The following is a 24,038-nucleotide window of genomic DNA, read 5'->3' as shown; positions in this document are numbered from 1 at the left end:
TTTAATCCTTACTGGGAAAAGTGTATGGTTCTTTGTGCTGCTTCTTTTCTATTGTAGGGTTTTGGTCTGCCATGCCTGTTCCACAGGAACATAAGGATACCCCAGATCACGGGCGACTGCTTCGTAGGTGATATGTCCGTTCAGGACATTGGTACCGCTAAGCAGCGGCTTGCTTCTGCGAAGTGCCTCTAGCACACCGAGATCCGCAAGTTGGAGAGCAAAGGGGAGCGTCGCGTTCGTCAGAGCGAGCGTGGAGGTTTGTGGTACTGCGCCAGGCATGTTCGCTACTGCATAGTGAATGACGCCATGCTTTACATAGGTTGGCTGATCATGTGTCGTGATGTGGTCAATCGTCTCAACAATGCCACCTTGGTCAATGGCGACATCGACGATCACTGAACCGGGTTGCATTGTCTGCACCATGGCCTCTGTTACGAGCCGCGGGGCTTTGGCACCAGTGATCAGGACAGCACCGATCAGCAAATCACTTTGCGCCACGGCTTCAGCAATGTTGGAAGGGGTGGACACCAATGTATGGAGCTGATTGCCAAAAATATCGTCCAGTTGGCGCAATCTTTGCAGGCTTAGATCGATCAATGTAACATCTGCGCCGAGACCGATAGCGACCTTGGCAGCATTGGTGCCGACCACCCCTCCGCCAATAATAGTTACTTTACCGCGTTTGACCCCTGGCACACCTGCCAGTAGGATGCCTTTACCGCCTTTTGGTTTTTCCAACAGCTGTGCTCCGATTTGTACAGCCATTCGGCCTGCAACCTCGCTCATGGGGGTAAGCAACGGTAGGCTTCCTTCCACATTTAGCGTTTCATAGGAAATGGCGGCTACGCCGTTGTCTGTTAAAGCCCGGGCCAGTGCGGGCTCGGCAGCCAGATGCAGATAGGTGAACAAAATCAAACCTGGTCGAAAATACCCGTATTCAGAGGGGAGAGGCTCTTTTACTTTGATAATCATATCCGCCTGGGACCAAACATCTGCCGCTTGCTGAACAAGGATCGCACCCGCAGTGGCATAATCTCCGTCTGTATAGCCACTTTCAACCCCTGCATGGCTTTCTACAAACACTTGATGTCCGTGTTGAATCATTTGAGCAGCACCCGCAGGTGTCAGAGCGACACGATTTTCATTGTTTTTAATCTCTTTTGGAATCCCAATTCTCATTTGTTTCACCTCTCCTAAAAATAATTGTTATCCAACGGCAAATAATTGTTTTTAGGGCAGCTACGCTGCAGAATCAATGTTTGTTGATCATGTTCTCTAGGGCAGCTACGCTGCAGAATCAATGTTTGTTGAACGTGTTTTAGGGCAGCTACCCCTGCTATGGTTTACTGTTGGATGCGACCAAACGAGCTTAGAAAATTGCACTATCATTTGTAAGCAGTCTGCTGATTAGTTACATGGACTCAAGCCGATAAATGCAATTCATGTTAGATTAGGTACAGTTTACAAGGGGTGCGACTCCTTCGCATCATACATTTTGTCGGATTATCTGACTTGAAGGCTCGACTTTTTGATGAATATATGTCATGTAAAATGACATAAAGACATACACATAGGGAGAATGCCGATGAAAGGTAAAAAAACATTTACCATTGCGGATGTGCTGGAACGTCCTGTTTTCCGGCGGGCGAAGCTGGCAGCGGGGGAACATGGCGTAGATCGCCGTGTGGGTTGGGTTCATGTGCTAGAAATCACCAATGTATCCCCCTTTGTGAGCCGTCATGACCTGATTTTGACGACCGGCCTGTGGTTAATCCGGAAGGGGGGAGAGCGCGCCGAGTATATGGAGCAGCTGATCTGCTCGGAAGCCGCAGGATTGTGTGTGGAGCTGGGCACGAGCATCCATGAGATCCCCTCTGAAATACTGGAGCTGGCGGAACGGCATCACTTCCCGGTCATCGTATTTGAACAGCCGGTGCGTTTTGTTGAAATTACACAAGATATTCACTCCCTACTTATTAACCGACATCATGAACTATTAAAAGATCTGGAGCGATTTTCGCGTCAGCTTCAGCAGGAAACCCTACGCAGCACCGATATGAACGCCCTCTTGCGTGTGCTTCATGACTACGCTACCCGGCAGGTCATCTACATGTCCTCCATTGATACCAATCGATTCGTGCCTTCCGTCCAGCCGGATGTGGCAGACCATATTGCGGATTTTTATGCCAATGAAGTGGAATCCAGTATGACTGCCGATCGTGAAGGGCACCTGCTGTTTCACCTGAATGATTCCACTGCCGTCTTGTTTCAGCCTGTTGTATGCTTCGGTCAGGTGTTTTCCGCTGTAGGTGTGGTACTGCATAATGAAATGCCGACGGAAGAAATGTCGCTGCTCATTGATTACACAGCCAAGGCGGCCGCTACATTGGTACTGAGAACACAGTTTCTTGAAGACCGATTGTTACGTAATCAAAATGAACTGATTCAGGATGTATTGAACGGCCAGCTTCCCAATGAAGAACAGGCCCAGACCCGGATGGGACTGCGATTGTTAACGAAGGGTCGGTATTTATTTTGGGCAGGAGTCATCGAGGTAGAGCATCAGGACAAGGACGCGAGTCAGGTGCGCAAGGAATCCATCAATCAGGATGTATTAGTGCTGCTTCGTTCTCTATTGAAAAAAGAAGCGTTGCACAATCTGTTGATGATGAAAGGAAGTCAATGCTACATCCTTTGTGCCAAGGAGGAATTAACGCTGCGTTCCGAAGCGCAGATGAAAAAAGTGCTGGCTCATACGGTCCAATATATTCAGAACTATGCCGCAGGACAGCTTGATAAAGTGCGCATTCATGCAGGCTTTGGTAAGGTAAGGCACCGCATGACCGGGACGGACCGCAGTTTTGAAGAGGCATATCAGGTCATTGAAGTCGCGCGAAGCGTCCCGGTCATGAAGGATCGGCTATTTTACGACAGCATCGGAATCTATCAATTGTTGAAAGCAGTGCCCCGCATTCCTTTTCTACAAGAATTTGTACAGGATCATTTGGGCGAGCTGATTGCGCATGATCGTGAGCATCATATGCAGCTTCTGGATACGCTGGATGCCTACTTTCAATGTCATGGCTCCAAGCGTGATACCGCCGGAGTTTTGTATATTCATAGGCAGACTCTTTATAATCGACTGGATAAAATTAATGAAATCGTAGAGGGGAATTTGGCAGACCCTGACAAACGTCGTTGTCTGGAGATGGCACTCCTGGCTTACCGGATGCTTCAGGCTGAAAATTGATCCTAAATAACTAGTTCTATTTTCTATTCTACTCATTTACAATGCGTATTAACACTGAGATAATAGAAGAGATTACGGAAATATCTTGAAAGGGGATTAATATGAACATAAAAAAATGGATTGCCGTCCCTCTTATTCTGTTAATGGTAGCTTTGACAGGTTGCCAGGCAGTAGGCGGATTTGATGTAAGTAAAAATTTATTGGGAACACTTGATGTGAAATCCCAGCAGACAACGGAGAAAATTTCTCTTAAATTAACTCCAAAAGAAGGAATCACGCAAGGAGATCAACAAATCGTAGATTTGATTAATTCGATTTCGGTGACTGTAGATGAAGCTAAGGTACAATCGGAGGAAGTTGCTTCCGCCAAGGGTACTTTACACATTGATAAGTATAATTTGCCATTTGAGCTTGCTTTGGATCGCCAAGGTATGGCTATTCACCTGGAAGGTGCCAAAAAACCTTATTACATATCTCTGAACTCGCAAGAGCGTTTGAGCGGTCTGCCTGCTGGGTTTGATCCTTATGCATATTCCAAAGACGTGAGAGATCTGACCAAAACAGCCGCTGCACTTATGCTTAAGCATGCTCCTAACCCTTCGACCATTTCTGCAACATCTGTAACCGAAGAAGTATACGGTGAAAAAGACAAGGTGAAACTGACCCGTCTCCATACAGAACTGCGCGGTGATGAACTGGTTGCATTGGTAAAACCGTTCCTGACAAATCTGGCCAAGGATGAAGCTGGCTTAAAAGAATTGATCGGTCAAGCTATTGATGTGACTAAAACCATCGCTTCCGGCGTAGCTATTGAGGGTAGTGATAAAGTAACAACAGAACTAAATGAAAACAAAGAAAAGCTGGTCAACGAGGCTTACACTGAGGTTAAAAATTATTTGGACCTGGCTGTGGCACAGTATGATGTAGGAGTCAGCACTATGTATGCACAGGCACCTGAAATCAAAACAGTCCTGAGTGCCAACACGGTGCTGAAAAACGACATGTATTTTGATGAAAAAGGAAATGTTCGCAAAGCGCTGACAGACTTGACAGTCGCGTTGCCAGATGTGGACGATCTTCCGGTGAAGTCCTTTACCATTCTGACCGAGACTCAAGCCTGGAACGTCAATGGTAGTGTAACGGCCGATAAAGTAGATCTTTCTAACGGTGTTATTGACTTGAATACACAAGCTGAATTAACTCCAGGAGCGACGCTGCGCAATTTTGAAGCAAATTCTCCGATCTACAATATTTTAAAAAATGATTTGGAAATTACAAAAGTAGAAACAATTTTCGATCCTAAAGACGATTACTACGTTTTGGAGAATCGTGGAGGTACGGCCTTCATCCCACTGCGTGAACTGACAGGTGAATTGAGCTCAGAACTAAAATGGGATGCAGCTGCCAAACAAACAACTGTAATTGATGATATTACTGGTAAAACGATTAAGCTGAAAAGCGGCTCCAAGCAGGCTGTACTGGAAGGAAGCACATTGACGTTGCCACAAGCTCCATACACGGATGAATATGGCACATTGTATGTTCCTTTCAAATCTGTTGCAGAGGTACTTGGCGCTACTGTAACTCGTAACAATGCTGGAGAATATGTACTGAAACGCGATTAAAAAGAAATCAAAGTACACCTTCTTCTTCTTAACGGTTATTACATGGAATGAATCAGGTATAAATACAGGAACCAGTCCGGATTAGGGGCTGGTTCTTTTTTAGTTATATTGGTAAAATGCTCATAAAAGCGATTAAAATAAGCGCTTACAGATTAAAATTGTGCCATACTTTTACACAGGAAAAATTGAGATAATTAAAGCATCATTCTGAGTGGAAAACACATACAAGTAGGGGGATATACGATGAAAGATATGGAGCTATTGAATTCCAGCGAGGGACAGATGGTGCTTGCTCGAATGTACGGTCAACAACAAGTTTCCGAGCAAACCTCTAGATATCAATCACTTATACAGGCGTATCAGGAGCATTTTGGTGTAGGGGATATTGAATTATTTAGTGCTCCAGGGCGATGCGAAATTGGAGGGAATCATACAGACCACAACCACGGGAAGGTGCTGGCAGGCAGTATTACACTTGATACGATCGCTGTAGCAGCTAGAGTGGAAGAACCTGTTATTACCTTCTTTTCTGAAGGCTACCAAACGAAATACGTCATTGATTTAAACGACTTGGTACCAAAACCGGAGGATGATGGTACGATGCTGCTGATCCGTGGCATTGCAGCTGGTTTACTTGAATTCGGGTATCGCATCGGAGGATTTCAGGCTTATATATCGAGTAATGTATTCTCTGCTTCAGGATTAAGCTCTTCCGCTTCGTTTGAAATGTTGATATGCACAATATTAAATCATTTTTATAACGAGGGAGCATTAGATACTGTTGCTAAATCCAAAATTGGTCAGTATGCGGAGAATGTTTATTGGAACAAGCCTTCGGGGCTGCTCGATCAGATGGCTTGCGCATATGGCGGCTTGATTTCCATTGATTTTGAAAATCCCAAGGAACCGATCATTAATCCAGTCCATTGGAATTTTGAACAAAACGGCTATTCCCTGGTTATTGTAAATACAGGTGGAAATCATGCTGATTTAACGGATGACTACGCAGCGGTGCCGAACGAAATGCGTGCTGTGGCTCAGTCTTTAGGCGCTTCTGTTTGCCGTGACTTAATGCCCGAGAATCTGTATGCCAATCTCAAAATGGTTAGGGAAAAAGCGGGGGATCGGGCAGTGCTCCGTGCTTTGCATTTTTTTGAAGAAAACAAGCGTGTGGATGAGCAAGTGAAATCGCTGGAGGAAGGACGCTTTTCTGATTTCTTAAAGCTCGTCACCGAATCTGGTAACTCTTCCTGGAAATGGCTACAGAACGTATATAGGAGTGGGATTGATCGAGAACAAGACGTATCGGTTGCACTGGCTTTAACGGAAATGTATTTAAAATCAATTGGTGATAGCGCATGCAGGGTACATGGTGGTGGCTTTGCTGGTGTGATCTTGACGATTCTTCCCAATGATCATGTGGAGGATTACAAGGAGTGGATCAGCGGAATGCTGGGAACTCCGGTGCTCGTTGTCAACGTCCGTGAGGATGGTGCTGTTAATGTAAGTGAATTGATCAATGCTGAACGGACTCGTAGCGAGTGTACTAACTAGTCAGTCGAAGACTTTAACCTATGGGTTAAAGTCTTTGTTCTTTTTATGGCCGATACAGCTTAGGCATGCGTTATAATAGAGAGATGGAAGTTCTAATGAAGGAGGGCCTGTCATGGCAATATATCCGTCCTGGTCCTATTCACAATCAAGGGGCCAAACGTTCGACGAATGCTTACGCAAATACTATTATCATTATTACGGCTCGCATAATGGCTGGAATTCGGCACAGGGCACTGAAGAACAAGTTACGTTGTATCGGCTTAAGCAACTGAGCAACTTATATATTTTATTCGGGAATATTACGCACCAAATGTGTGAATCGGTCATACGTGGGTGGATGGAAAAAGGGGCTGTCCCGCGCACAGCATTTCTGGAGACCGCTATGAAGAGCATGTTGAATGACAGCTACAAGGAATCCTTACACCGTGAGCTATGGCTGCAAGATCCCAAAAATCGGGTCATGCTGGCCGAAATTTACTACGATGATGAAGTGCTTCCGGAACGGATTGCCCGGATTAAGGAGCGACAGCACGCGGTGGTACACAATTTGTACCGTACCGCAGTTTGGCGTGAGCTGCAACTGGGCCAGGCCCGAATCGTTGAGGTGGAAAAATGGGATACGATGCTCCTACATGAGACAAAAGTATATGTCAAAATGGATTTGCTCTATCGTAGAGACAACGGAGACATGGTTATTGTAGATTGGAAAACAGGTAAGGAAGGCGACTTCTCCGACCAGTTATTTTTGTATGCTTCCTATGTGCAGGAGCATTATCAGCTTCCTTTGGAGAAGATTGAGGTACGGGTAGAGTATTTGATGACAGGAGAGCATGAAGTATATCGCCCCACACCAGAGGATATCGACAAGGTAGTTGGCAATGTAGGACGTTACATCGAGGAAATGAAGTCCTGCCTCGATGATGATTACTATAATCGACCCAAGCCCGAGTCTTTCTTTACCCCGATGCCTTCACGCAGGGTCTGCGGCGGCTGTAATTTTCGCGAGGTGTGTAAGTACCGCGCGGTCTGAAATCGAGAAATTAACATAAAAACGGAGTAGGTGGAATGGTGCTGCACAAGCAATAGCGGTGGGAAGCACCATCCACCAGCATAATGGCTATAACTCTCTCAAATTCTGAAACCGCTTTCCAATTCGGAGAATACGAGGTATGATAAGGGTATTATTGGAAATTGTGAAGGGGGACAGTGGAAAAATGCCGAGTACAGGACACACACGTATTCTTTTTCAAGGAGATTCCATTACAGACGGAGGAAGGGGACGGAATGAGGACGCGAACCATTGGCTGGGTCAGAGCTATGTGTATCTGATCGCTGGGACACTCGGGAGTCGACTGACTGCTACACAACCGGAATTTGTAAACCGGGGTGTTTCGGGGGATCGGGTTTCGGATTTGTATGCTCGTTGGAATGAAGACACGTTTAGCCTACAGCCAAACCTGCTCAGTATTCTAATCGGAGTGAACGATGCCTGGCGGATCGTGGAGCAGGAGCCGTCCGGGGTGACGGACCGATTTGAACGAGCCTATTGCCACCTGCTGGAGGAGACGCGTGAAGTGATGCCAGATACCGGGCTGGTACTGTGTGAGCCGTTTATTTTGAAAACGGGAGCTACCGAGGCGCGCTGGGGCACTTGGCAAGAAAAAATAACGGGCTACCAGCGTATTGTACGTCAACTTGCCGACAAATATGGGGCCGTATTTGTGCCGCTCCAGAGCATGTTGAACGAGGCCGCTACCAAGGCGGACGCTTCCTATTGGCTGCATGACGGGGTTCATCCGACAGCGGTCGGGCACCAGTTAATAGCCGATCAATGGATAGATATCGTGCAAAAGAGTCCGTTGGCGATTCGTTAACAAAGTCATACATAGTCTATTCCTTGTCATTTTTGGGTAATACACGATTATGGACATCATTACTTATGTTATGGTTCCAACCAAAAATGAATGTCAAAGGGGGTGCTTCTTGCTTCGTCATCAACGGAGCAAGAGAGGGCTATGGAAACGATAAATATCATTCTAGTTATTTTACTTATCACCTTAACAGCTTTTTTTGTGGCCTCAGAGTATTCCATTATCCGTGTTCGGGTATCTCGTATCAACCAATTGGCCTCAGAGGGCAACAAAAATGCGAAAGCTGTTAAAAATATTCTGTCTCGGCTCGACGAGTATTTATCCGCTTGTCAGCTTGGAACCACATTAACTTCAATGGCGCTAGGCTGGTTAGGGGAATCTACAGTTGAGAAGCTGCTACATCCCCTGTTTGTGTTGGCGCATATTCCAGCTGGACTAACGGGAGTGCTCTCCTTTTTGCTGGCTTTTCTGATTTTGACCTATTTCGAGGTGGTCGTTGGGGAACTGGTACCCAAAACCTTCGCCATACAAATTGCCGAACCGATGGCATTGTTTTTTGCCCGTCCGATTACGGTTTTCTATAAAATAACGTATCCTCTGAATTGGGTGCTCAGTCGTTCTTCACGTGTCATTACGGGACTTTTTGGGCTAAAAAAAGTATCCGAAGAAGATGCAGCACTCAGTGAAGCCGAGCTTCGACTGGCGTTATCTGAAGGGTTTCGTAGTGGTGAAATTACACCGACAGAATATCGATATTTGAACAATGTATTTGATTTTGACGACCGTGCAGCGCAGGAAATTATGGTACCGCGCATCCACATTCGTTCCATTTCCCACCAGGCAACGGTAGCCGAGTTTATGGAGTTGATCGAGGACAAAGTTTATAATTTTCTACCTGTAGCTGAACATGGAGACCGGGATCGTATTATCGGGATGATTCGTGTGAAGGAAGCTCTGCATGACTTGGCCCGTGGGCATAGCACAGGAAATACAACGATGGCTTCTTACATTCATCCGGTGCTTCAGGTGATTGAGACGGTTCAGGCTCGGGATCTGCTGATTCAGATGCAAAAACGACGTATTCCAGTAGCGGTGCTGGTGGATGAATATGGTGGAACGTCTGGGCTTGTCACCCTAGAGGACATTATGGAGGAAATTGTTGGAGACATTCCTTCCTATACGGATACCGAAACCCCCGCAGCGCTAACACCACTCATTACAAAAACAGATGATCATCGTTACATACTCAAATCACAGGCGCTTATCCATGAGGTCAATCGGCGCTTGGAGACAGATATTGAGGCCGGGGACGTATATACGATTGGCGGTTGGATGCTTTCCGAACGTTTTGATATCCAGCAAGGAGACAAGCTGACCAGCGGATTATGGGAGTTTACTGTACTGGAAAAAAACAGTCACCAAATAGACACAATTGAAGCGGTTAAAAAGGCGATTGTTGAACAGAAGGATGACAGTTATTCTCAATGATGGAAAATGGCATGGCGAAGCAATAGATCGCTTCAGATGTGGCGAATGGCCTGCAACGTAAGCGGCAGCGCGATTCGTCCGCTTTTTTGACGTAATTTGCTGCCTGAATAGCATAGTTAGGTCAGGGGACTTAAGACTCTGCATCTTTATGCTTATAAATATAGGTGTCTGTGAAAAATACTACTAGAAATGTAGCAATTTTATGGTAAAATGGAATCAAATTTGAGTTTTTTGGGGTGGGCTACAGTACATGAAGATGTCACTAGGTACGAAAATGGTTACTGCATTTGTCTTGATTTCAGCAATAACCTATGGAACAAGCGCTTTTTTTATTTTTGTACTCAAGGACTGGCTTGCTCATGGTACACAGGAATGGGTATACACCTCGATTATTTTGTTATTGGGTGTCCTGTGGAGTGGCATTTTGGGCTGGTTGATCTCAAAATTACTTACACGGCCGATTGTTAGATTGGCCAAGGCGGCAGAGGAAGCTTCGGCGGGCAACCTGTCTGTCGTAATTCCAGAGCGTCGTTCAGATGATGAAATCAAAGTGTTGTACGATGCATTTCGGCATCTGATGTTGAACATTAAAGATATGTTCAATGAGATCTCGTATAGCACCAGAACAACTTCGCAAAGTGCAGAAAATCTGAGCTTGGCTATTGTACAGGCTACGGCACAAATCGAGTCCATGTCTACGGTAGTAGAAGATATTTTGGATGGCGTAGAGCAGCAAAAGCAAGCTTCTGCCCAATCTATTAAAACAGCGGATCGAATGCTGGGCGATTTTAAAATGATGCGTAGCAAATCGGGGCATATGCTTGAACTGTCAGGCCATATGGAGCATTCGGTGGATTCAACGCAGACTGTATTTTCATCCCTGATGGATGGCATGGGTGAGCTGACAGCTTCACATAGTCGTTCACAGCAGGTGATTGCACGACTGGAAAAAGAAGCTTCACAAATTGAAGCGATTACAAGCACGGTGAAGGATATTGCCGAACAGACCCATCTGTTGGCGCTGAATGCTTCTATAGAAGCGGCACGTGCGGGAGAAGAAGGGAACGGCTTTGCTGTAGTGGCGCACCAAATTCGCGCACTGGCCGCCCAAAGTACGGAGTCTGTACAGCAAATTAATGCTATCGTTAGCCGTGTACAGTCACAAATCGTAGAGACCGTGGAGTTGATGCATCAGCAAACGTCTTTAGTCAGTGCTGAGGCGGAACGGACAAGCTCTGTCGACCAGACGCTGAACCGTTTGAACGCTATTGTACGTGAATTTGTCGAAAGCATTCGCACCATGGAAGAAGCCGTAACAGAGCAGACGAATCGGGTGGATCAAACCTTTGAGCAGATTCATCGTATCCAGCAAATGTCAGGGGCGTTCTCTGAAGGTGCTCACAAAATTTATACGGCTGCTCATGAGGAGACGGCTATTATGCAGGAAATTTCATCCTCTTCCGAGGACTTGAAAGTGCTTACGAATAAACTCATGATGAAAACACGTGGAATCAATTATAACTAAAAACGTCATGTGAGGCATGATGCATACCCATAAAAACGTAGCTGCTACACACCGGAAAACGAAGCAAAATGGTTCTCCGGTGTGTGGTGGCTATTTTTTAATTTCAAAAAATTCACATTGTTTTCTGGGATGGTAAGCCAGGTCACTGACGCTAGACTGCACAACGATGGTCTGATCGTCAAAACGGATTATCGTCCCGCCTGAGCCAATCAATTGGTCATCTTGAAATACCCGGACACGAAGATGACGTTCCAGTGCCTCGCTGAAATCCTGATCTGTAATTAATCGGCGATTAATCGGCATGAGTGTTCTCCTTTGAATATAATATCTTTTATCATAAAGGTTAAGGTATTGAACAAGCAAGAAAGACGGCTAGAACATATTCGACTATTTGGTATAAAATAGAAGATACAAAGAGAGAAAGAAATCGAAGGGGGCTTTCTATGGACTGGCTATGGTCAGGGTCTTGGTTCGATGCGTATGCGCCGGAAGGGTTCGAAGCCTTTACTCCGTCACATGCTTTGGCTATACTGGGGCTCATTGTATGTGCTTTGCTGCTGTGGCTAACGCGGGGATGGGTTCGGTCAAATAAGCCTGTAAGTGAGGGAATTCGCTGGTTATTAATTACGGTCCTCATTCTTTCAGAGGTGACTTTGAATATATGGTATGTGGCACAGCATATTTGGGATGTCCAGACATCATTGCCCTTGGAATTGTGCAGTGTGACACTGCTGTTGTCCATCCTGATGCTTATGTTCCGCAGCCGTTGGTTATATCCGGTCGTCCTGTTTGCCGGAATTGGAGGAGCGCTCCAAGCAGTACTTACGCCTAATTTGGCTTATGCCTTTCCGCACTATCGTTTTATACATTTTTTCGTAGCTCATAGTGCTATTATTTTGGCTGCCCTATATATGACCTGGATCGCAGGACTCCGACCGACATGGAAGAGTGTAGGGGGAGTTATGCTATTCCTCAATGGCTTGGCGTTGATGGTGTGGATTGTAGACCGTGCGTTTGGTGCCAACTACATGTTTCTGACCGGAAAGCCGTCGACACCATCGATATTGGATGTTTTGGGGCCATACCCTGTTTATATTTTGGCAGAAGAGGTCATTGCACTGCTATTCTTTTCTCTTCTGATGCTGTTGTTTGAGGTGCTGCCAGGAGGCAGATTGTATGTCCGCCTTCGCAAAGGAGCTGTGCGTGGTGCTGACAGGGCGCTATAAAATAGTTGTAAAGCCATGCAAAAGCAGCCTTTTCCACTAGTAATGACTTGGGATAAGGCTGCTAAGAATGTCTGAGCAGTAGCTTATACGGGGACAACGATCCCCTTTATGCTTAACGCAGCAGCGATTCTGCTCCGTCTACATAGATCTCTGTACCCGATACATGAGATGATTCATCTGAGGCGAGAAACAGGACCAGATTGGCGACCTGCTCTGGCTCACCGGGAGCATCCTCCAGCGGATGCTCTCCGCCCTTCGGAAATTCGACTGGAATTTGTACCTTCTTCAAGTCTTCGGTAGGGTACGTGTTATCATCAATTTTCGTGTCGATAGCTCCTGGGCATATCGCGTTGACCCGTATTTTGTAACGTGCCAGCTCCAGCGCTGCCATTTTCATAAAAGCAACCTGAGCCGCCTTGGTAGAGGCGTAAGCTGAAAACCCAATACCCGAAAAGGTTCGGTTACCGTTGATGGAACTGGTGATGATAATGCTGCCGCCGTGTTCTTTCAGGTATGGAACAGCATATTTAACGGTGGCGAAGGTGCCGCGTAGGTTAATGTTCATCGTGCGGTCCCATTCCTCCAGCTCCATGGTCTCAATAGGGGCCATGGTGCCATTAATGCCTGCATTGGCGAACACGATATCCAGCTTTCCGTATGTTTCCACGACTTTAGCGAACCCCTGCTGAATCATGTCTGGCTTGGCAATATCACATTCCAGCACAAGTGCTTCACCGCCTGCCTGCTCAATGATTGCTTTGGTTTCATCTGCATGCTCAGGTGTCCGATCCAGCATGACTACCTTGGCGCCTTGTTCTGCAAAACGAATGGCGGTTGCTTTACCGATTCCTGAACCGCCGCCGCTGACCACTGCTATCTTTCCTTGCAATCTCTGCTCTGCCATTGACTATTCCTCCCATTCCGTTCATAAGCTAAACCTGACTCGTTATTCCAATACCTCTGAACGTTGATGGTGAAACAGTAGCCGCTGTATTTCACCCCATTTGCGAAATATGGTAACATAGGCGAACCAGTAGAAACTTATAGCCTAAATATAGATTCTGAGCAAGTATCGGAGAAGACGCGAGTGACGGAGGTGGATCGAATTGGACAATAAAAGAAATGGCCGACCGGGATCGTCAGGCTCTATAGCACAAATTGGAAAAATGAAACCATGGGTCATGAGCGGTCCCAGTATTCAAATTGATCCGTTGTTTCCCTATTATGCCAATCGGTCGCGGGATAGCATAGCGGATGAGATCGCCCTTGCAGGCTACCAGACCGTGCATTATTTTGTCGTGCGTGAGAATGAAGTGGACGGAGCGCTTGTTGCTGCTTTCCAGCGTAGAGGCATCGCGGTGTGGGCGATGGTGCTGGGCAACGGTTCTTTTGGTGTGTCCCAGCTGCCGCCAGCGTGGAAGGAATGGCGCATGGAGCTTCTACGCGAGCCCAATGATGGTTTTCAGCGGCTTTCGCATTTTGCCCAGGAATATGTGGAATGGAAAAAGAAAGCCGCTGCCCGGCTCGTCACCGATATTCCGTTTGACGGCTTTGAGGTGGCGGAGCCTTATTTCCCCGAATGGAACGGGCTGCGCAGTGGAGTGTACGGGGATATTGGGCCGCATGCGCAGCGTGCCTTCCGCGCGCGCTACGGTGAGGACATTCCGAATTTTCGTGATAAGCATGCGCGGAACTACTACCGGAAGGTCCCGAAGCTGTACGCGCAGTGGGTCGATCTGCGCGTGGACGCCGTGAATGGGCTCATCCGTGAGCTGGTGAACGGCGCAGGCGGTGTGCGTGATGTCCGGCCGGACATCTGCGTGGCGACATGGTCGCTCGCTGTGAGCGGGCGTGGCGATATTCCCGGTCAGCTGCGGGAATGGCAGGGTCTGGACGCGGTAGCCATGATCGGGAGCGTAGCCCCGGATATGCACGTACTCCAGACCCATTGGCCAGACTGGATGCGCCGCCGTCTGCCGCCACAGTATATTCGCGGCTATGCTCGCATCGCGCAGTCCATACGCACCGCTTATCCGGGCTTGCCCCTCGGAGTGCAGGCAGATATCGGTTCGCTCGCGCGGATGGTTCGGGACCGCGAGTGGACGCGGCAATTCGGGGCTACCGCCCTGCAGGGCGATTACAACGCCTGGACTGCGTATGAATACCATCTGGGAGGCTACATGTACGATGAGCCTCCAGCACCTCTTAGGGCGGAACGTTCCGCCGAAGATGAGGTGGTTATTTCTTTCAGTAAGCGAATTGCTACGCCGTCTTTAGATGAGCTGCGTATTTGGAGCCGGGAGGACAGCGCAGATTCAACTCGCGCTGTGAACCGCAAGCTAGCGAATGATTCACTAACACTGCTAGAGCTTGTGGAGGCAGCAGCAGACGGAAACCGTCTATTGCTCCGTGTACGTAATTTACCATCCAGAACATTTAGTATGCGTATAGACGGTGTGCAGGATACACCAGAGCTGTGGCTACTCAAGGGAAGAAAGGCGCATCGCAATCTTCTCGAACATGAAGTAAAGGTTCCTTAAAATTTGGGTAATAACAAAATAACAGCTGTATAACGGCTCATTTGCCGGAGCATCATGAATTATATATTAAGGCAACATCTTTTCATAACATAAACAATAGTGGAGTGAAAAAGGTATGTGGGATTGGGATTACCTGATTCGGGTCATGTTTGCCGGATTGTGCGGCGCATTAATCGGCTATGAACGCAAAAGTCGGATGAAGGAGGCAGGCATTCGCACGCATTTCATTGTCGGGATCGGGGCGTCGCTTATGATGGTGGTATCCAAATATGGTTTTCAAGACCAGACTGTATGGTCTAACCTATCGCTGGACCCTTCCAGAATAGCAGCACAGGTTATAAGTGGAGTTGGCTTTATCGGCGCAGGAATGATTTTTACACAAAAAAATAGAATCAAAGGGCTAACTACCGCTGCGGGCATCTGGACTACCGCCGGGATTGGTATTGCTGTCGGTGCAGGAATGTATGGGCTTGGCGCGGGTGTAACGCTGTTTATTTTGGCGGCTCAATCCTTGCTCCATAGTCGTTTTTATCAGATGGCTACCCCGTCCACACGGCAAGTGGTAGTTCAGGTTGATAATGAGCCGGGTGTACTGATTCAAATTAAAGAACTGCTGGAGAACAAAAAACTGACCATTCACAGCTTTCACGCCGAGCGCATCAATAACGGTGAGCAGTTGATGGTTCATATGCTTCTAAAACTGTCTCGGTCAGAGGGAGTGGAGGAATTGTTGTCACTGCTGCAAGAGATGGAAGGCATCCGTTCAGTCGAGACCAAATCCAATTAGACGACTTTACTGCTTATTAAGTATCTTTTGTCGAACGCTGTAGACTCATTTAACAGTAAAAAAATCTAAAAATAATGATTGAAAACGCTTCCTTTTGTGTATATACTCTTACTACATCACAGAATCAGCAGCTTAGAAAGTATCAGGGGATAAGCAAAAACGACCTCATGCGTATGCACAAGGTCGTTGCGGTTATCCCGTTATGAAAGACGGATTATTTTACTTTGACGGGTTCTGGATATTTTTTACCCAGCGTATCTACAGTAACTTTTTTCATTGTAGCTGGTTTGGTAGGTTTGTCATTGCTATCCCGTTTGGAGTTGACGATAGCGTCGACCACGTCCATTCCGGACGTTACTTTACCGAAAGCGGCATACTGACCGTCGAGGTAGTCCGCATCGTCAACCATGATAAAAAATTGCGATCCGGCTGAATCCAGATCCGCTGAGCGGGCCATGGATAATACGCCACGTGTATGTTTGAGTGTATTGTTAACGCCGTTGCTCTTGAATTCCCCTTTGATACTGTAGCCGGGGCCGCCTGTACCGTTACCTTGCGGATCACCACCCTGAATCATAAAGCCGGGGATGACGCGGTGAAAAATGGTACCGTTATAAGCTCCCTTTTGCACCAAGGAGATGAAATTGTTAACCGTGTTCGGTGCTACTTCCGGATACAGCTCAAGCTTGATTTTCTTGCCATCGTTCATGACAATCGTGACAACTGGATGTGAAACAGCCTTGCTTTTGTCTTTAGTTGCAGCGGGAGTTGTGGTGCTTGTCCGGCTTGCAGCTTCCACATCGGTGGCTTTTGTGCCACATCCGGCAACCAGCACGAGCATGATGGCCAGCAGGCACAATGTGTACCATGGGCGTATCGATTTTCGGTTCATTAATATTCCTCCTGAAAGGTTGGATGGTGTAGCATCCTAATTTATAGTTTGGGGACAGCGCAGAACACTTTTCCATTTACTATCATACCTTTTTTGTTGGGGATAAGGAAATACGGGTTTGAAAGCCGTATTCTTGACCCATACTGCTGCTATTCCCAAGGAAAGGGGCAGGATCATGATGGAGGTAGACAAAAAACTGGCTAAAGGTCTCATATGGGGTATGGCGTTCAGTCTGCCAGTTTGGGTAGGGGTGCTGTACTCAGTACAACATATTCGTGACTGGCTATAACATAAAGTGTAAAGATAGGCCAAAACCGCAATGGTTTTGGCTTATTTATATTTGTGCCAGTCCAAATTGCTGTTATTCAACAAATGTTCAAAGTTGTTGTCCAGCTTCTTTTGTTCAGCTTTTTTTGCTTCAAGGGCACGTTGCCGTTCGTCTTCTTTACGCTTGTCTTGTTCTGCTTGCGCTTCATTGGCTTGAGCCTTAAGCTTGTTCAGCACGTCCTGACTCAACAGATCCTTTAAGGTAGCAGGTTTGTCCTGAGCCGCAGGAGTAGCAAAAGACGAATTTCTCTTTTTAGCCATATCATCATCTCCATTCCATTCGATTATATCAGCTTCTTCGTGGTTGTTCCACGATGAAAGGCTAAGGTTTACGGTAGACTTTTCTAATTTAGAGGGTAATAATGGAATGAACAGAAGGGACGTGTGGCAGCATGCATCTATATTGGAAGCGAAACCTGATTGTTTTGTGGATCGGAGTATTGTTTTGCAGCATGGCCTATTCCGTGTCGATTCCGTTTTTACCTATTTTTCTGAATACGGAATTGGGGGTTAACGATCAACTGGAATTATGGTCAGGAATTGCCTTTGGAGTTACTTTTTTAGCGAGCGCGCTGATTGCCCCGTTTTGGGGCTCGCTGGCAGATAAGTATGGACGTAAGCCGATGCTGATTCGTTCAGGGTTTAGCCTGGCTGTATTGTATCTGGTATGTGCTTTAGTGACAGACCCATATGTATTTGTAGGAGTTCGCTTGTTTCAAGGACTTCTCTCCGGATTTATTCCTGCGGCGATTGCGCTGGTCGGAACGGGCTCGCCTGAAGAAAAAACGGGCTATGCCCTTGGCATTATGGCGACTGCTGGAGCGACTGGCAGCATTATAGGTCCGCTGATCGGTGGTGTGGTGAGCCATTATTATGGCAATCGAAATGCCTTTTTTTTCTCAGCGGCTCTTGTACTGGTATCTGCGTTCATCGCGACATTTGGCGCTAGAGAGGATAGCTTCAAGGGCACCAGTACCCGCTCGCATGTTCGGGATGATATCAAAGAGGCTATTGCTAATCGGCCATTGTACTTTTTGCTTATTCTAGCTGGATTAAGTACCTTTTCTGTTATGATCTTGGAACCGTTAATTACGGTGTATGTGCTTGAAATGGGTGTGGACCGTAGCCATGCGTCTTTAAGTTCCGGGATTGTATTCTCAGCTGTAGGCATCGCGGCAGTGCTGATGGCTCCCCGATGGGGCCGGATTGGAGGGAAAATCGGCTTTGCCCAAGTGTTGCTGATTGGGCTGATCGGTTCGGGGATTGGGAACATCTTGCAGTTTTTTGTAACCAACTTTGTTGGTTTTGGTGCGCTTCGGTTTGGATATGGATTGTTTTATGCGTCTGTCATGCCGGCGATTAATGCCATGACTGTGGAAGTCACCAAGCCAGAGTTTCGCGGACGTGCCTTTAGCCTGAATCAATCAGCTACCCAGCTCGCGACGATGGCGGGGCCGCTGATTGGCGGCATGCTTGGTAGCTGGATGCCCATTCGCTGGATCTTCGTATTAAACGGTGGCATCTTGCTGGTTGCAGCGTTGTTGCTATGGGCGAAGGGAAAAAACGTTTTCCCGATTTCAGCCCAAAATAACGCAACGGATCAGAATATTCATTCTGCCGGATAGGCCAATTAGATAATTATCCCAAACCCTTATTTTTAGTATATTATTCATAACCCTTTACACTGATCATATGACAGGGAGGGATATATTATGATAAGAGACGACATTTTGCGTCAACAGCTTGAGAATGCCCGTCAAAAGCTGTATATTTTACAAGCAAAACATGGCTTTAATCATGCCAGTGTGCTCAAACAGTCTGTAATTATGGATAACCTCATCAATCAATATAACCACCTTTTTTATATAAAAGAAAAAAAGCCGACTGCATAGATATAACCAACTGGGCGAGATCTTTTAAAAAGGCCACTCGCCCTTGTATTGTAGGGCTGCAATATCTTTAGGTACGGTTAGTTTGATGCGCACTCATCAAGACCCCTATAATAACGACCAAGCCGCCAATGATTTGGCGCCATGTAATCGTTTCGTGCAATAGTAAGACAGAGAACAACACCCCAAATATCGGAACCAAATTCATTAAAGAAACGGAACTGCTCGGTGACAGCTTGATCAATCCGTAATTATAAAGCAAAAATGCGATAACGGAGCAGAACACACCCAGATACATGAGCAACATAAACGATCCCGTTGTCGGAGCCTGCCAGCTATCCTTTTCTAATAGGGCTAACGGTATGAAAAAGATACTACCTGCAACGGTTTGATAAAAAGATAACGTCACCGGCGGATATTTGTCCACAACCTTACGCGTCATGAAAGTGTAAAACGCCCACGCAAATCCGGTACCAATCAATATTAAATTTCCGATGAGTTGATTCTTACCATCCGAGCTTTCGCCAACGGAGGTTAAGAAATATACCCCGATCATGGCCAGTGCTATGCCGCAGACTTTATATTTGGATAATTTGACTTTATACAAAATAAATTCAAGCAGCGATGTAATTGCAGGATACGATGCGACAATTAATGCTGCGTTGGAAGCGGTCGTCAGGCTAACCCCTATATTCTCCATTGAAAAATAAAGAGTGATTCCCAAAACCCCACTAAACGAAATCGTAGCCAAATCCTTTGGCTTTACTTTGACATGTTCTTTTTTGATCAGCAGAACGATACCTAGTACGATGGAAGCTATGATAAATCTGGATAGACCCAAGGTAAGAGGAGGGAACGTCGTATAGGCTGCTTTGGTGGCAATAAACGATGTGCTCCAGATCAATAGGGCTAGAATCGTAGAAGTATAGTAAATCCGGTTGCTTTCGCTGTGATGAGCTATGACTTTGTTCAAGTTATATCCTCCCTGAGTTCATCCCCTATGAAATATGATAGTGTAGTAGCTACTATAGTTACTACTATGAAAATGCTACTAAAAAGATAATTTGTATATCAGTTTTTGTCAAGGGGAAGTGATATAGTAAGGAAGAACATGAATTGAGGAGAAGACGTCATGAAATCAAAACCAAACATATTAGAAATTCTACGTGATTTGAATTTTAGTGAATATGAAGCCAAGGCTTATGTGACCTTATTGGAAAGCTCACCACTTTCGGGATATGCCGTTTCATTGAACTCTGGAGTACCGAGATCCAAGATTTACGAGGTTTTGTCGGGAATGGTCAACCGTGGGGACATCATGGTAAGTCAAGAAAATACACCTCTATATGTGCCACTTCCTCCACATGAATTGATTGCCCAGAGAAAGCGCAAAGCAGAGCAGATTTTCAACGTGGCGCAAGAGAGTTTGGAGCAGTACACAGCATCGTTTCAAAACAGAGAGAACATTTGGAATATTTCGGGGTATGAAGCCATTATCAATCGCATCAATGAAGGCGTGAAGGGAGCAAAACACCGAATTTTACTGGAAATTTGGAAAGAGGATGCCGAGGTGTTCCGGGATGCCTTAGAGCTAGCTGCTCAGCAAGGAATTGAGGTGATCCTTGTAGCATATGGTGATCTTAACTTTGATTTTGCTACTGTTTACCGCCATGATATGAGTGAGGAGATTACGTCCGAAATCGGTGGTCGATGGATTGTGCTTAGCGTGGATGACCGGGAGGTTGTAGCTGGCATACTTTCACTTGGTGATGACAGCCGTGCTGCATGGACGCTACACCCGGGTCTTGTAATGCCGATTACGGAAGTGATTATTCATGATATTTATATCATGGAAATCCTATATGAGTTTCGTGAAGAATTGGAGGCCAAATTCGGCCCTAATCTAATCCATCTTCGCAATAAATTCGCCATGGGTCCGAATGGAAAGGGATATTATGTTCCTTTGACTGAAAAAAGTATTAAACGTGTATAGAGATTGTCCGAGGTCCGATACGCAAAAATAAACAGGCCCATGGAGTATGATTCCATGAGCCTAATTTATTGAGTGCTGTCTTCTGTTATTTTACGGTTACAATCACACGCTGATAATGTTTCAAAGAATGTTTACCATTGTCCTGTACTTCTGCAATGATATGAATCGTATCCCCAGACTTCGCATCTGCCGGAACTGTAAAACTTGCAGTATTTGTGTCGCTACCTTGCAGGTCAATCGTGTTTACTTTCTCGCCTTCAGCTAATTCTCGGTGAAGCCCAAGCTGCATATCACCCAGCATTTCAGGTTTAACTTGCGCGGGTTTGACCTTAGAATCTTTATAGGTGTCAGCTTCGAAATATCTCCACCATTTATAGGTTAATGCATCACCGTCAGGATCTGTTCCTTCTGCATGTAGAGTTATGTTCTCCCCTGGACTAGCCGTTAGATCTAATCCTTCTTTAATGGTCAATGTTGGATTATGGTTGGCATCTTTATAGTCGGAAGCAATAGCCCAATCTGCACGGGCAGCAAAGTCATTTTGAATATCATCAAACCAACGCATCAGAGAGTACTCTGCTTCGAATTTTTTCGTATGCACATCATAATCTAACACCGTATTTCTAAATAATTTATCGTTAACGACACCAAAACGACCACCCCAGCCACCATAGGTTGGGTTTTCCATGCTCCGTAATCCGTTATCAATTAAATAGAAGAAGGATGGAGAATCTCCTTCGGAAATAAAGTCATACTTGTCGTATTGTGGATTTTTCTTCAAGTAGGCTTCACTGCCTCTTTGTTCTTCATCCAATTCACCTTTGATGATATTGCCGTCGCCCATCAAGGCATACATATTTAGCAGCTTGCCATGACCGTCTTTAATGTTTTTGAAGTTCCATTCCCCGTGTAACTTGCTGTTTACTTCTTCCGTGTGCATTTTCCAAGCATAAGCGAAATGCCAGAAGTTAGATTGGTCATTGATAATTCTGATGTCAGGCCAATTTTTGGCGATGTAATTATTGTAGCTATCGTCCTGGTCCAAAATGATGTACAGAACGAGTTTATCACTTACTTTTTTCTGAATCGTTTCCCATTGATCTGTATTTTTATATTCATCTTCAATGGATTTCAGAGCTCTGGCTGTGGTATTGGTTCCACCCCAAGTTTGTACATACAGATCTCTTTGGTCATCGTCTAGGAAAAGTGTTTTCAGGAAATTCGAGCCTTCCGTTTCCTTGTCCATTTCACCTTTGTTTGAAATATTTCCGATCTTGGTAACGCTTTTAATATATTCAGGTTTTGGATACCCTTCAGCATGTTTGATTAGGTTGGGGTAAATCTCTCCATAGGCATCAATCATATCCGTTACCCATTGGGTTCCGGTCCATCTGAATGGCTTGATGCCGGCCTTTTCATCACCTGCATAATGATATACGGAGCTAGTCAGTACAATCCCGGACAAATCCATTTCGTTAGAGTAGAGAAGAAAGCGTATGACTGAGTTCATATCATCTACTTCTCCGTCAGTAGTAATAACCGTTCTAGCCTTGGTCGCTTTATTTTCCACTTTATTTCCCGCTGGTTGTTCTGTTGGAGCAGCGCTTTCATCCTTTACGACGGCTGGCGACTTACCACTGCAACCACTGATGATTAAAATACATATCATAGCTAACACAAAAATGCTTAACCCTTTTCTTTTTCTCATTTCTGTTCCCCTCTCTGAACGTTTCTATGATGATTTTTTAGGATTATAACCATGTAGGTATTGTTATTATTCAAGATTTAGGCATAAAAAAAACCTAAACATATATATGTCTCAACAAAAGTCGAGCATATATACATTTAGGTTTTGCCTGCATGATCAGTCACAATCCTGATTAGATTCTACATCATACTCTGACAAAATGAAAGCGGTTTATGATTCTTAGCACAAAATTAGTTTTACGCTTTGAATAAACCGGATTCTTTAACTTCAGACAGGAAGTTGTGGAATTCAGGGATGTTCAGCTGTTGCTGAGCATCGGACAAAGCGACTGCCGGGTTCGGGTGAACTTCTACCATGATGCCGTCGGCACCAGCAGCCAGGGCAGCTTTGGCACAAGGGGCCAGGATGTCTTTACGTCCTGTAGAGTGAGTTACGTCCACCAATACAGGCAGATGGCTTTCCTTTTTCAAAATCGGAACAGCGGAAATATCCAGCGTGTTACGTGTCCATTTTTCATACGTACGAATACCGCGTTCAATCAGCATGACTTGTGTATTACCACGGGATACGATGTACTCAGCAGCATGAAGGAACTCTTCCATGGTGGCAGCCAATCCGCGTTTGAGCAGAACCGGAGTTCTCGTTTCACCCGCAGCTTTCAGTAATTCAAAGTTGTGCATGTTGCGCGCGCCAATTTGAATGATATCGATGTAAGGGATCGCTTCCTCCAAATGTCTTGGATCGACGATCTCACTGATTGTAGCCAGCCCGAACTCGTCGCCAACGCGTTTGAGAATTTGTAGGCCTTCAATACCCAGTCCTTGGAAATCATACGGAGATGTACGTGGTTTGAACGCACCACCACGCAGAATCGGCACACCGGCTTCCTTGAGAGCCGCACCTACCTCGCGCGTTTGTTGATAGCTTTCCACCGAGCAAGGTCCTGCAACCATGATGGAGGCTTTGCCACCTACCAGTGTGTCTTTAACCTTGATAACCGTGCTATCCGGCTGATTTTTGCGGCTGACAATCAAATGTTTTTTGTGTTCTTCTTTTTGATAGTTCAGAGAAGCCTTGAAAATATTTTTGAACAACTGGCGAATTGTAGCATCGTCGAAAGGTCCACGATTAGCTGCAATCAGCTTGTCCAGCATTTGTTGCTCACGCACTGGATCAAAGTCAGGCACTCCTTGAGCTTCTTTCAATTTTCCAAGCTGTCCCGCCAGTTCAGCGCGTTGGGACAGCAGCTCCAGCAATTGCAAGTTTGTAGCATCGAGCTGTTCCCGCAACAGCTCCAAAGAATTTTCATTGGTTGACATACAGTACACCCTTCCCGAATTTAAATTGTTTTTTCTTTCAGCCC

The 24,038-nt window shown here is 45.9% G+C and carries 21 protein-coding genes; 13 read left to right on the top strand and 8 right to left on the bottom strand.

The window, feature by feature from the left end:
• Positions 1-48: 48 nt before the first annotated feature.
• Positions 49-1,179: an alanine dehydrogenase gene (gene ald / locus MMB75_RS15600; protein ID WP_103042246.1), complete on the bottom strand. Its 1,131-nt coding sequence runs from the start codon at positions 1,177-1,179 to the stop codon at positions 49-51.
• 406 nt (positions 1,180-1,585) lie between these two features.
• Here ald and MMB75_RS15595 point away from each other — a divergent pair, with 406 nt between their 5' ends.
• The 7 genes from MMB75_RS15595 to MMB75_RS15565 all read left to right on the top strand — a co-directional run bounded on the left by MMB75_RS15595 (position 1,586) and on the right by MMB75_RS15565 (position 11,313).
• Positions 1,586-3,250 (top strand): PucR family transcriptional regulator, encoded by a 1,665-nt coding sequence (locus tag MMB75_RS15595; protein WP_277508628.1) that lies wholly within the window; start codon positions 1,586-1,588, stop codon positions 3,248-3,250.
• Between the two features lie 101 nt (positions 3,251-3,351).
• A complete protein-coding gene (locus MMB75_RS15590; RefSeq protein ID WP_277508625.1) occupies positions 3,352-4,875 on the top strand; it encodes a copper amine oxidase N-terminal domain-containing protein in 1,524 nt (507 codons plus the stop codon).
• Positions 4,876-5,118: 243 nt separating this feature from the next.
• Positions 5,119-6,429, top strand: a complete 1,311-nt coding sequence (locus MMB75_RS15585; RefSeq protein ID WP_277508621.1) for a galactokinase — start codon at positions 5,119-5,121, stop codon at positions 6,427-6,429.
• A 112-nt stretch (positions 6,430-6,541) separates the two neighbouring features.
• Positions 6,542-7,459 (top strand): PD-(D/E)XK nuclease family protein, encoded by a 918-nt coding sequence (locus MMB75_RS15580; RefSeq protein ID WP_277508619.1) that lies wholly within the window; start codon positions 6,542-6,544, stop codon positions 7,457-7,459.
• Between the two features lie 184 nt (positions 7,460-7,643).
• Entirely contained in the window at positions 7,644-8,303 is a 660-nt protein-coding gene (locus MMB75_RS15575) for an SGNH/GDSL hydrolase family protein (RefSeq protein ID WP_249507286.1), read from the top strand.
• Positions 8,304-8,444: 141 nt separating this feature from the next.
• Positions 8,445-9,788 carry a hemolysin family protein gene (locus tag MMB75_RS15570; RefSeq protein ID WP_016821382.1) on the top strand — a complete coding sequence of 448 codons (1,344 nt, stop codon included), beginning with the start codon at positions 8,445-8,447 and terminating at the stop codon, positions 9,786-9,788.
• Positions 9,789-10,038: 250 nt separating this feature from the next.
• Positions 10,039-11,313 carry a methyl-accepting chemotaxis protein gene (locus MMB75_RS15565; RefSeq protein ID WP_016821381.1) on the top strand — a complete coding sequence of 425 codons (1,275 nt, stop codon included), beginning with the start codon at positions 10,039-10,041 and terminating at the stop codon, positions 11,311-11,313.
• 90 nt (positions 11,314-11,403) lie between these two features.
• Here the strand turns inward: MMB75_RS15565 and MMB75_RS15560 are convergent, their stop codons facing one another.
• Positions 11,404-11,616, bottom strand: a complete 213-nt coding sequence (locus MMB75_RS15560; RefSeq protein ID WP_016821380.1) for a hypothetical protein — start codon at positions 11,614-11,616, stop codon at positions 11,404-11,406.
• 140 nt (positions 11,617-11,756) lie between these two features.
• Between MMB75_RS15560 and MMB75_RS15555 the strand changes: the two genes are divergently transcribed.
• Positions 11,757-12,539: a YwaF family protein gene (locus tag MMB75_RS15555; protein WP_277508605.1), complete on the top strand. Its 783-nt coding sequence runs from the start codon at positions 11,757-11,759 to the stop codon at positions 12,537-12,539.
• A gap of 112 nt (positions 12,540-12,651) precedes the next feature.
• Here the strand turns inward: MMB75_RS15555 and MMB75_RS15550 are convergent, their stop codons facing one another.
• A complete protein-coding gene (locus tag MMB75_RS15550; RefSeq protein ID WP_277508602.1) occupies positions 12,652-13,443 on the bottom strand; it encodes an SDR family oxidoreductase in 792 nt (263 codons plus the stop codon).
• 202 nt (positions 13,444-13,645) lie between these two features.
• Here MMB75_RS15550 and MMB75_RS15545 point away from each other — a divergent pair, with 202 nt between their 5' ends.
• Positions 13,646-15,079, top strand: coding sequence for an N-acyl-D-glucosamine 2-epimerase (locus MMB75_RS15545; RefSeq protein ID WP_277508600.1), 1,434 nt, complete (start codon positions 13,646-13,648; stop codon positions 15,077-15,079).
• 115 nt (positions 15,080-15,194) lie between these two features.
• Positions 15,195-15,866, top strand: coding sequence for an MgtC/SapB family protein (locus tag MMB75_RS15540; RefSeq protein WP_031463024.1), 672 nt, complete (start codon positions 15,195-15,197; stop codon positions 15,864-15,866).
• 214 nt (positions 15,867-16,080) lie between these two features.
• On the opposite strand, the gene MMB75_RS15535 is transcribed toward MMB75_RS15540, so the two are convergent.
• Positions 16,081-16,758 (bottom strand): peptidylprolyl isomerase, encoded by a 678-nt coding sequence (locus MMB75_RS15535; protein ID WP_017426371.1) that lies wholly within the window; start codon positions 16,756-16,758, stop codon positions 16,081-16,083.
• A gap of 330 nt (positions 16,759-17,088) precedes the next feature.
• Complete coding sequence (locus MMB75_RS15530; protein ID WP_025364192.1) at positions 17,089-17,346, bottom strand: YqkE family protein; 258 nt, start codon at positions 17,344-17,346, stop codon at positions 17,089-17,091.
• A gap of 131 nt (positions 17,347-17,477) precedes the next feature.
• Here MMB75_RS15530 and MMB75_RS15525 point away from each other — a divergent pair, with 131 nt between their 5' ends.
• Together MMB75_RS15525 and MMB75_RS15520 are read left to right on the top strand one after the other, a co-directional pair.
• On the top strand, positions 17,478-18,710 hold the full coding sequence (locus MMB75_RS15525; protein ID WP_019686325.1) for an MFS transporter: 1,233 nt from the start codon (positions 17,478-17,480) through the stop codon (positions 18,708-18,710).
• Between the two features lie 87 nt (positions 18,711-18,797).
• The gene (locus MMB75_RS15520) at positions 18,798-18,977 is read left to right on the top strand and encodes an aspartyl-phosphate phosphatase Spo0E family protein (protein WP_013369715.1); all 180 of its coding nucleotides are present in this window, start codon (positions 18,798-18,800) and stop codon (positions 18,975-18,977) included.
• A gap of 67 nt (positions 18,978-19,044) precedes the next feature.
• Here MMB75_RS15520 and MMB75_RS15515 read toward each other — a convergent pair whose 3' ends face one another.
• Entirely contained in the window at positions 19,045-19,947 is a 903-nt protein-coding gene (locus MMB75_RS15515; RefSeq protein WP_016821372.1) for a DMT family transporter, read from the bottom strand.
• Between the two features lie 159 nt (positions 19,948-20,106).
• Between MMB75_RS15515 and MMB75_RS15510 the strand changes: the two genes are divergently transcribed.
• Complete coding sequence (locus tag MMB75_RS15510) at positions 20,107-20,967, top strand: TrmB family transcriptional regulator (RefSeq protein WP_031463027.1); 861 nt, start codon at positions 20,107-20,109, stop codon at positions 20,965-20,967.
• 85 nt (positions 20,968-21,052) lie between these two features.
• Here the strand turns inward: MMB75_RS15510 and MMB75_RS15505 are convergent, their stop codons facing one another.
• Both MMB75_RS15505 and MMB75_RS15500 read right to left on the bottom strand, forming a co-directional pair.
• Positions 21,053-22,675, bottom strand: coding sequence for a DUF1593 domain-containing protein (locus MMB75_RS15505; RefSeq protein ID WP_277508580.1), 1,623 nt, complete (start codon positions 22,673-22,675; stop codon positions 21,053-21,055).
• A 236-nt stretch (positions 22,676-22,911) separates the two neighbouring features.
• Positions 22,912-23,994 carry a bifunctional 3-deoxy-7-phosphoheptulonate synthase/chorismate mutase gene (locus MMB75_RS15500; protein ID WP_013369718.1) on the bottom strand — a complete coding sequence of 361 codons (1,083 nt, stop codon included), beginning with the start codon at positions 23,992-23,994 and terminating at the stop codon, positions 22,912-22,914.
• Positions 23,995-24,038 lie beyond the last annotated feature (44 nt).

Source organism: Paenibacillus sp. P2(2022), from assembly GCF_029522175.1.
Lineage (GTDB): Bacteria > Bacillota > Bacilli > Paenibacillales > Paenibacillaceae > Paenibacillus > Paenibacillus polymyxa.
Note: the sequence above shows the minus strand (reverse complement) of the source record. Positions and strands in the feature narration are given on the sequence as shown.

What these genes read in the sequence shown, in the direction of transcription:
- ald (WP_103042246.1), bottom strand. Translation starts at nt 1,179, where the DNA reads ATGAGAATTGGGATTCCAAAAGAGATTAAAAACAATGAAAATCGTGTC.
- MMB75_RS15595 (WP_277508628.1), top strand. Translation starts at nt 1,586, where the DNA reads ATGAAAGGTAAAAAAACATTTACCATTGCGGATGTGCTGGAACGTCCT.
- MMB75_RS15590 (WP_277508625.1), top strand. Translation starts at nt 3,352, where the DNA reads ATGAACATAAAAAAATGGATTGCCGTCCCTCTTATTCTGTTAATGGTA.
- MMB75_RS15585 (WP_277508621.1), top strand. Translation starts at nt 5,119, where the DNA reads ATGAAAGATATGGAGCTATTGAATTCCAGCGAGGGACAGATGGTGCTT.
- MMB75_RS15580 (WP_277508619.1), top strand. Translation starts at nt 6,542, where the DNA reads ATGGCAATATATCCGTCCTGGTCCTATTCACAATCAAGGGGCCAAACG.
- MMB75_RS15575 (WP_249507286.1), top strand. Translation starts at nt 7,644, where the DNA reads ATGCCGAGTACAGGACACACACGTATTCTTTTTCAAGGAGATTCCATT.
- MMB75_RS15570 (WP_016821382.1), top strand. Translation starts at nt 8,445, where the DNA reads ATGGAAACGATAAATATCATTCTAGTTATTTTACTTATCACCTTAACA.
- MMB75_RS15565 (WP_016821381.1), top strand. Translation starts at nt 10,039, where the DNA reads ATGAAGATGTCACTAGGTACGAAAATGGTTACTGCATTTGTCTTGATT.
- MMB75_RS15560 (WP_016821380.1), bottom strand. Translation starts at nt 11,616, where the DNA reads ATGCCGATTAATCGCCGATTAATTACAGATCAGGATTTCAGCGAGGCA.
- MMB75_RS15555 (WP_277508605.1), top strand. Translation starts at nt 11,757, where the DNA reads ATGGACTGGCTATGGTCAGGGTCTTGGTTCGATGCGTATGCGCCGGAA.
- MMB75_RS15550 (WP_277508602.1), bottom strand. Translation starts at nt 13,443, where the DNA reads ATGGCAGAGCAGAGATTGCAAGGAAAGATAGCAGTGGTCAGCGGCGGC.
- MMB75_RS15540 (WP_031463024.1), top strand. Translation starts at nt 15,195, where the DNA reads ATGTGGGATTGGGATTACCTGATTCGGGTCATGTTTGCCGGATTGTGC.
- MMB75_RS15535 (WP_017426371.1), bottom strand. Translation starts at nt 16,758, where the DNA reads ATGAACCGAAAATCGATACGCCCATGGTACACATTGTGCCTGCTGGCC.
- MMB75_RS15530 (WP_025364192.1), bottom strand. Translation starts at nt 17,346, where the DNA reads ATGGCTAAAAAGAGAAATTCGTCTTTTGCTACTCCTGCGGCTCAGGAC.
- MMB75_RS15525 (WP_019686325.1), top strand. Translation starts at nt 17,478, where the DNA reads ATGCATCTATATTGGAAGCGAAACCTGATTGTTTTGTGGATCGGAGTA.
- MMB75_RS15520 (WP_013369715.1), top strand. Translation starts at nt 18,798, where the DNA reads ATGATAAGAGACGACATTTTGCGTCAACAGCTTGAGAATGCCCGTCAA.
- MMB75_RS15510 (WP_031463027.1), top strand. Translation starts at nt 20,107, where the DNA reads ATGAAATCAAAACCAAACATATTAGAAATTCTACGTGATTTGAATTTT.
- MMB75_RS15505 (WP_277508580.1), bottom strand. Translation starts at nt 22,675, where the DNA reads ATGAGAAAAAGAAAAGGGTTAAGCATTTTTGTGTTAGCTATGATATGT.
- MMB75_RS15500 (WP_013369718.1), bottom strand. Translation starts at nt 23,994, where the DNA reads ATGTCAACCAATGAAAATTCTTTGGAGCTGTTGCGGGAACAGCTCGAT.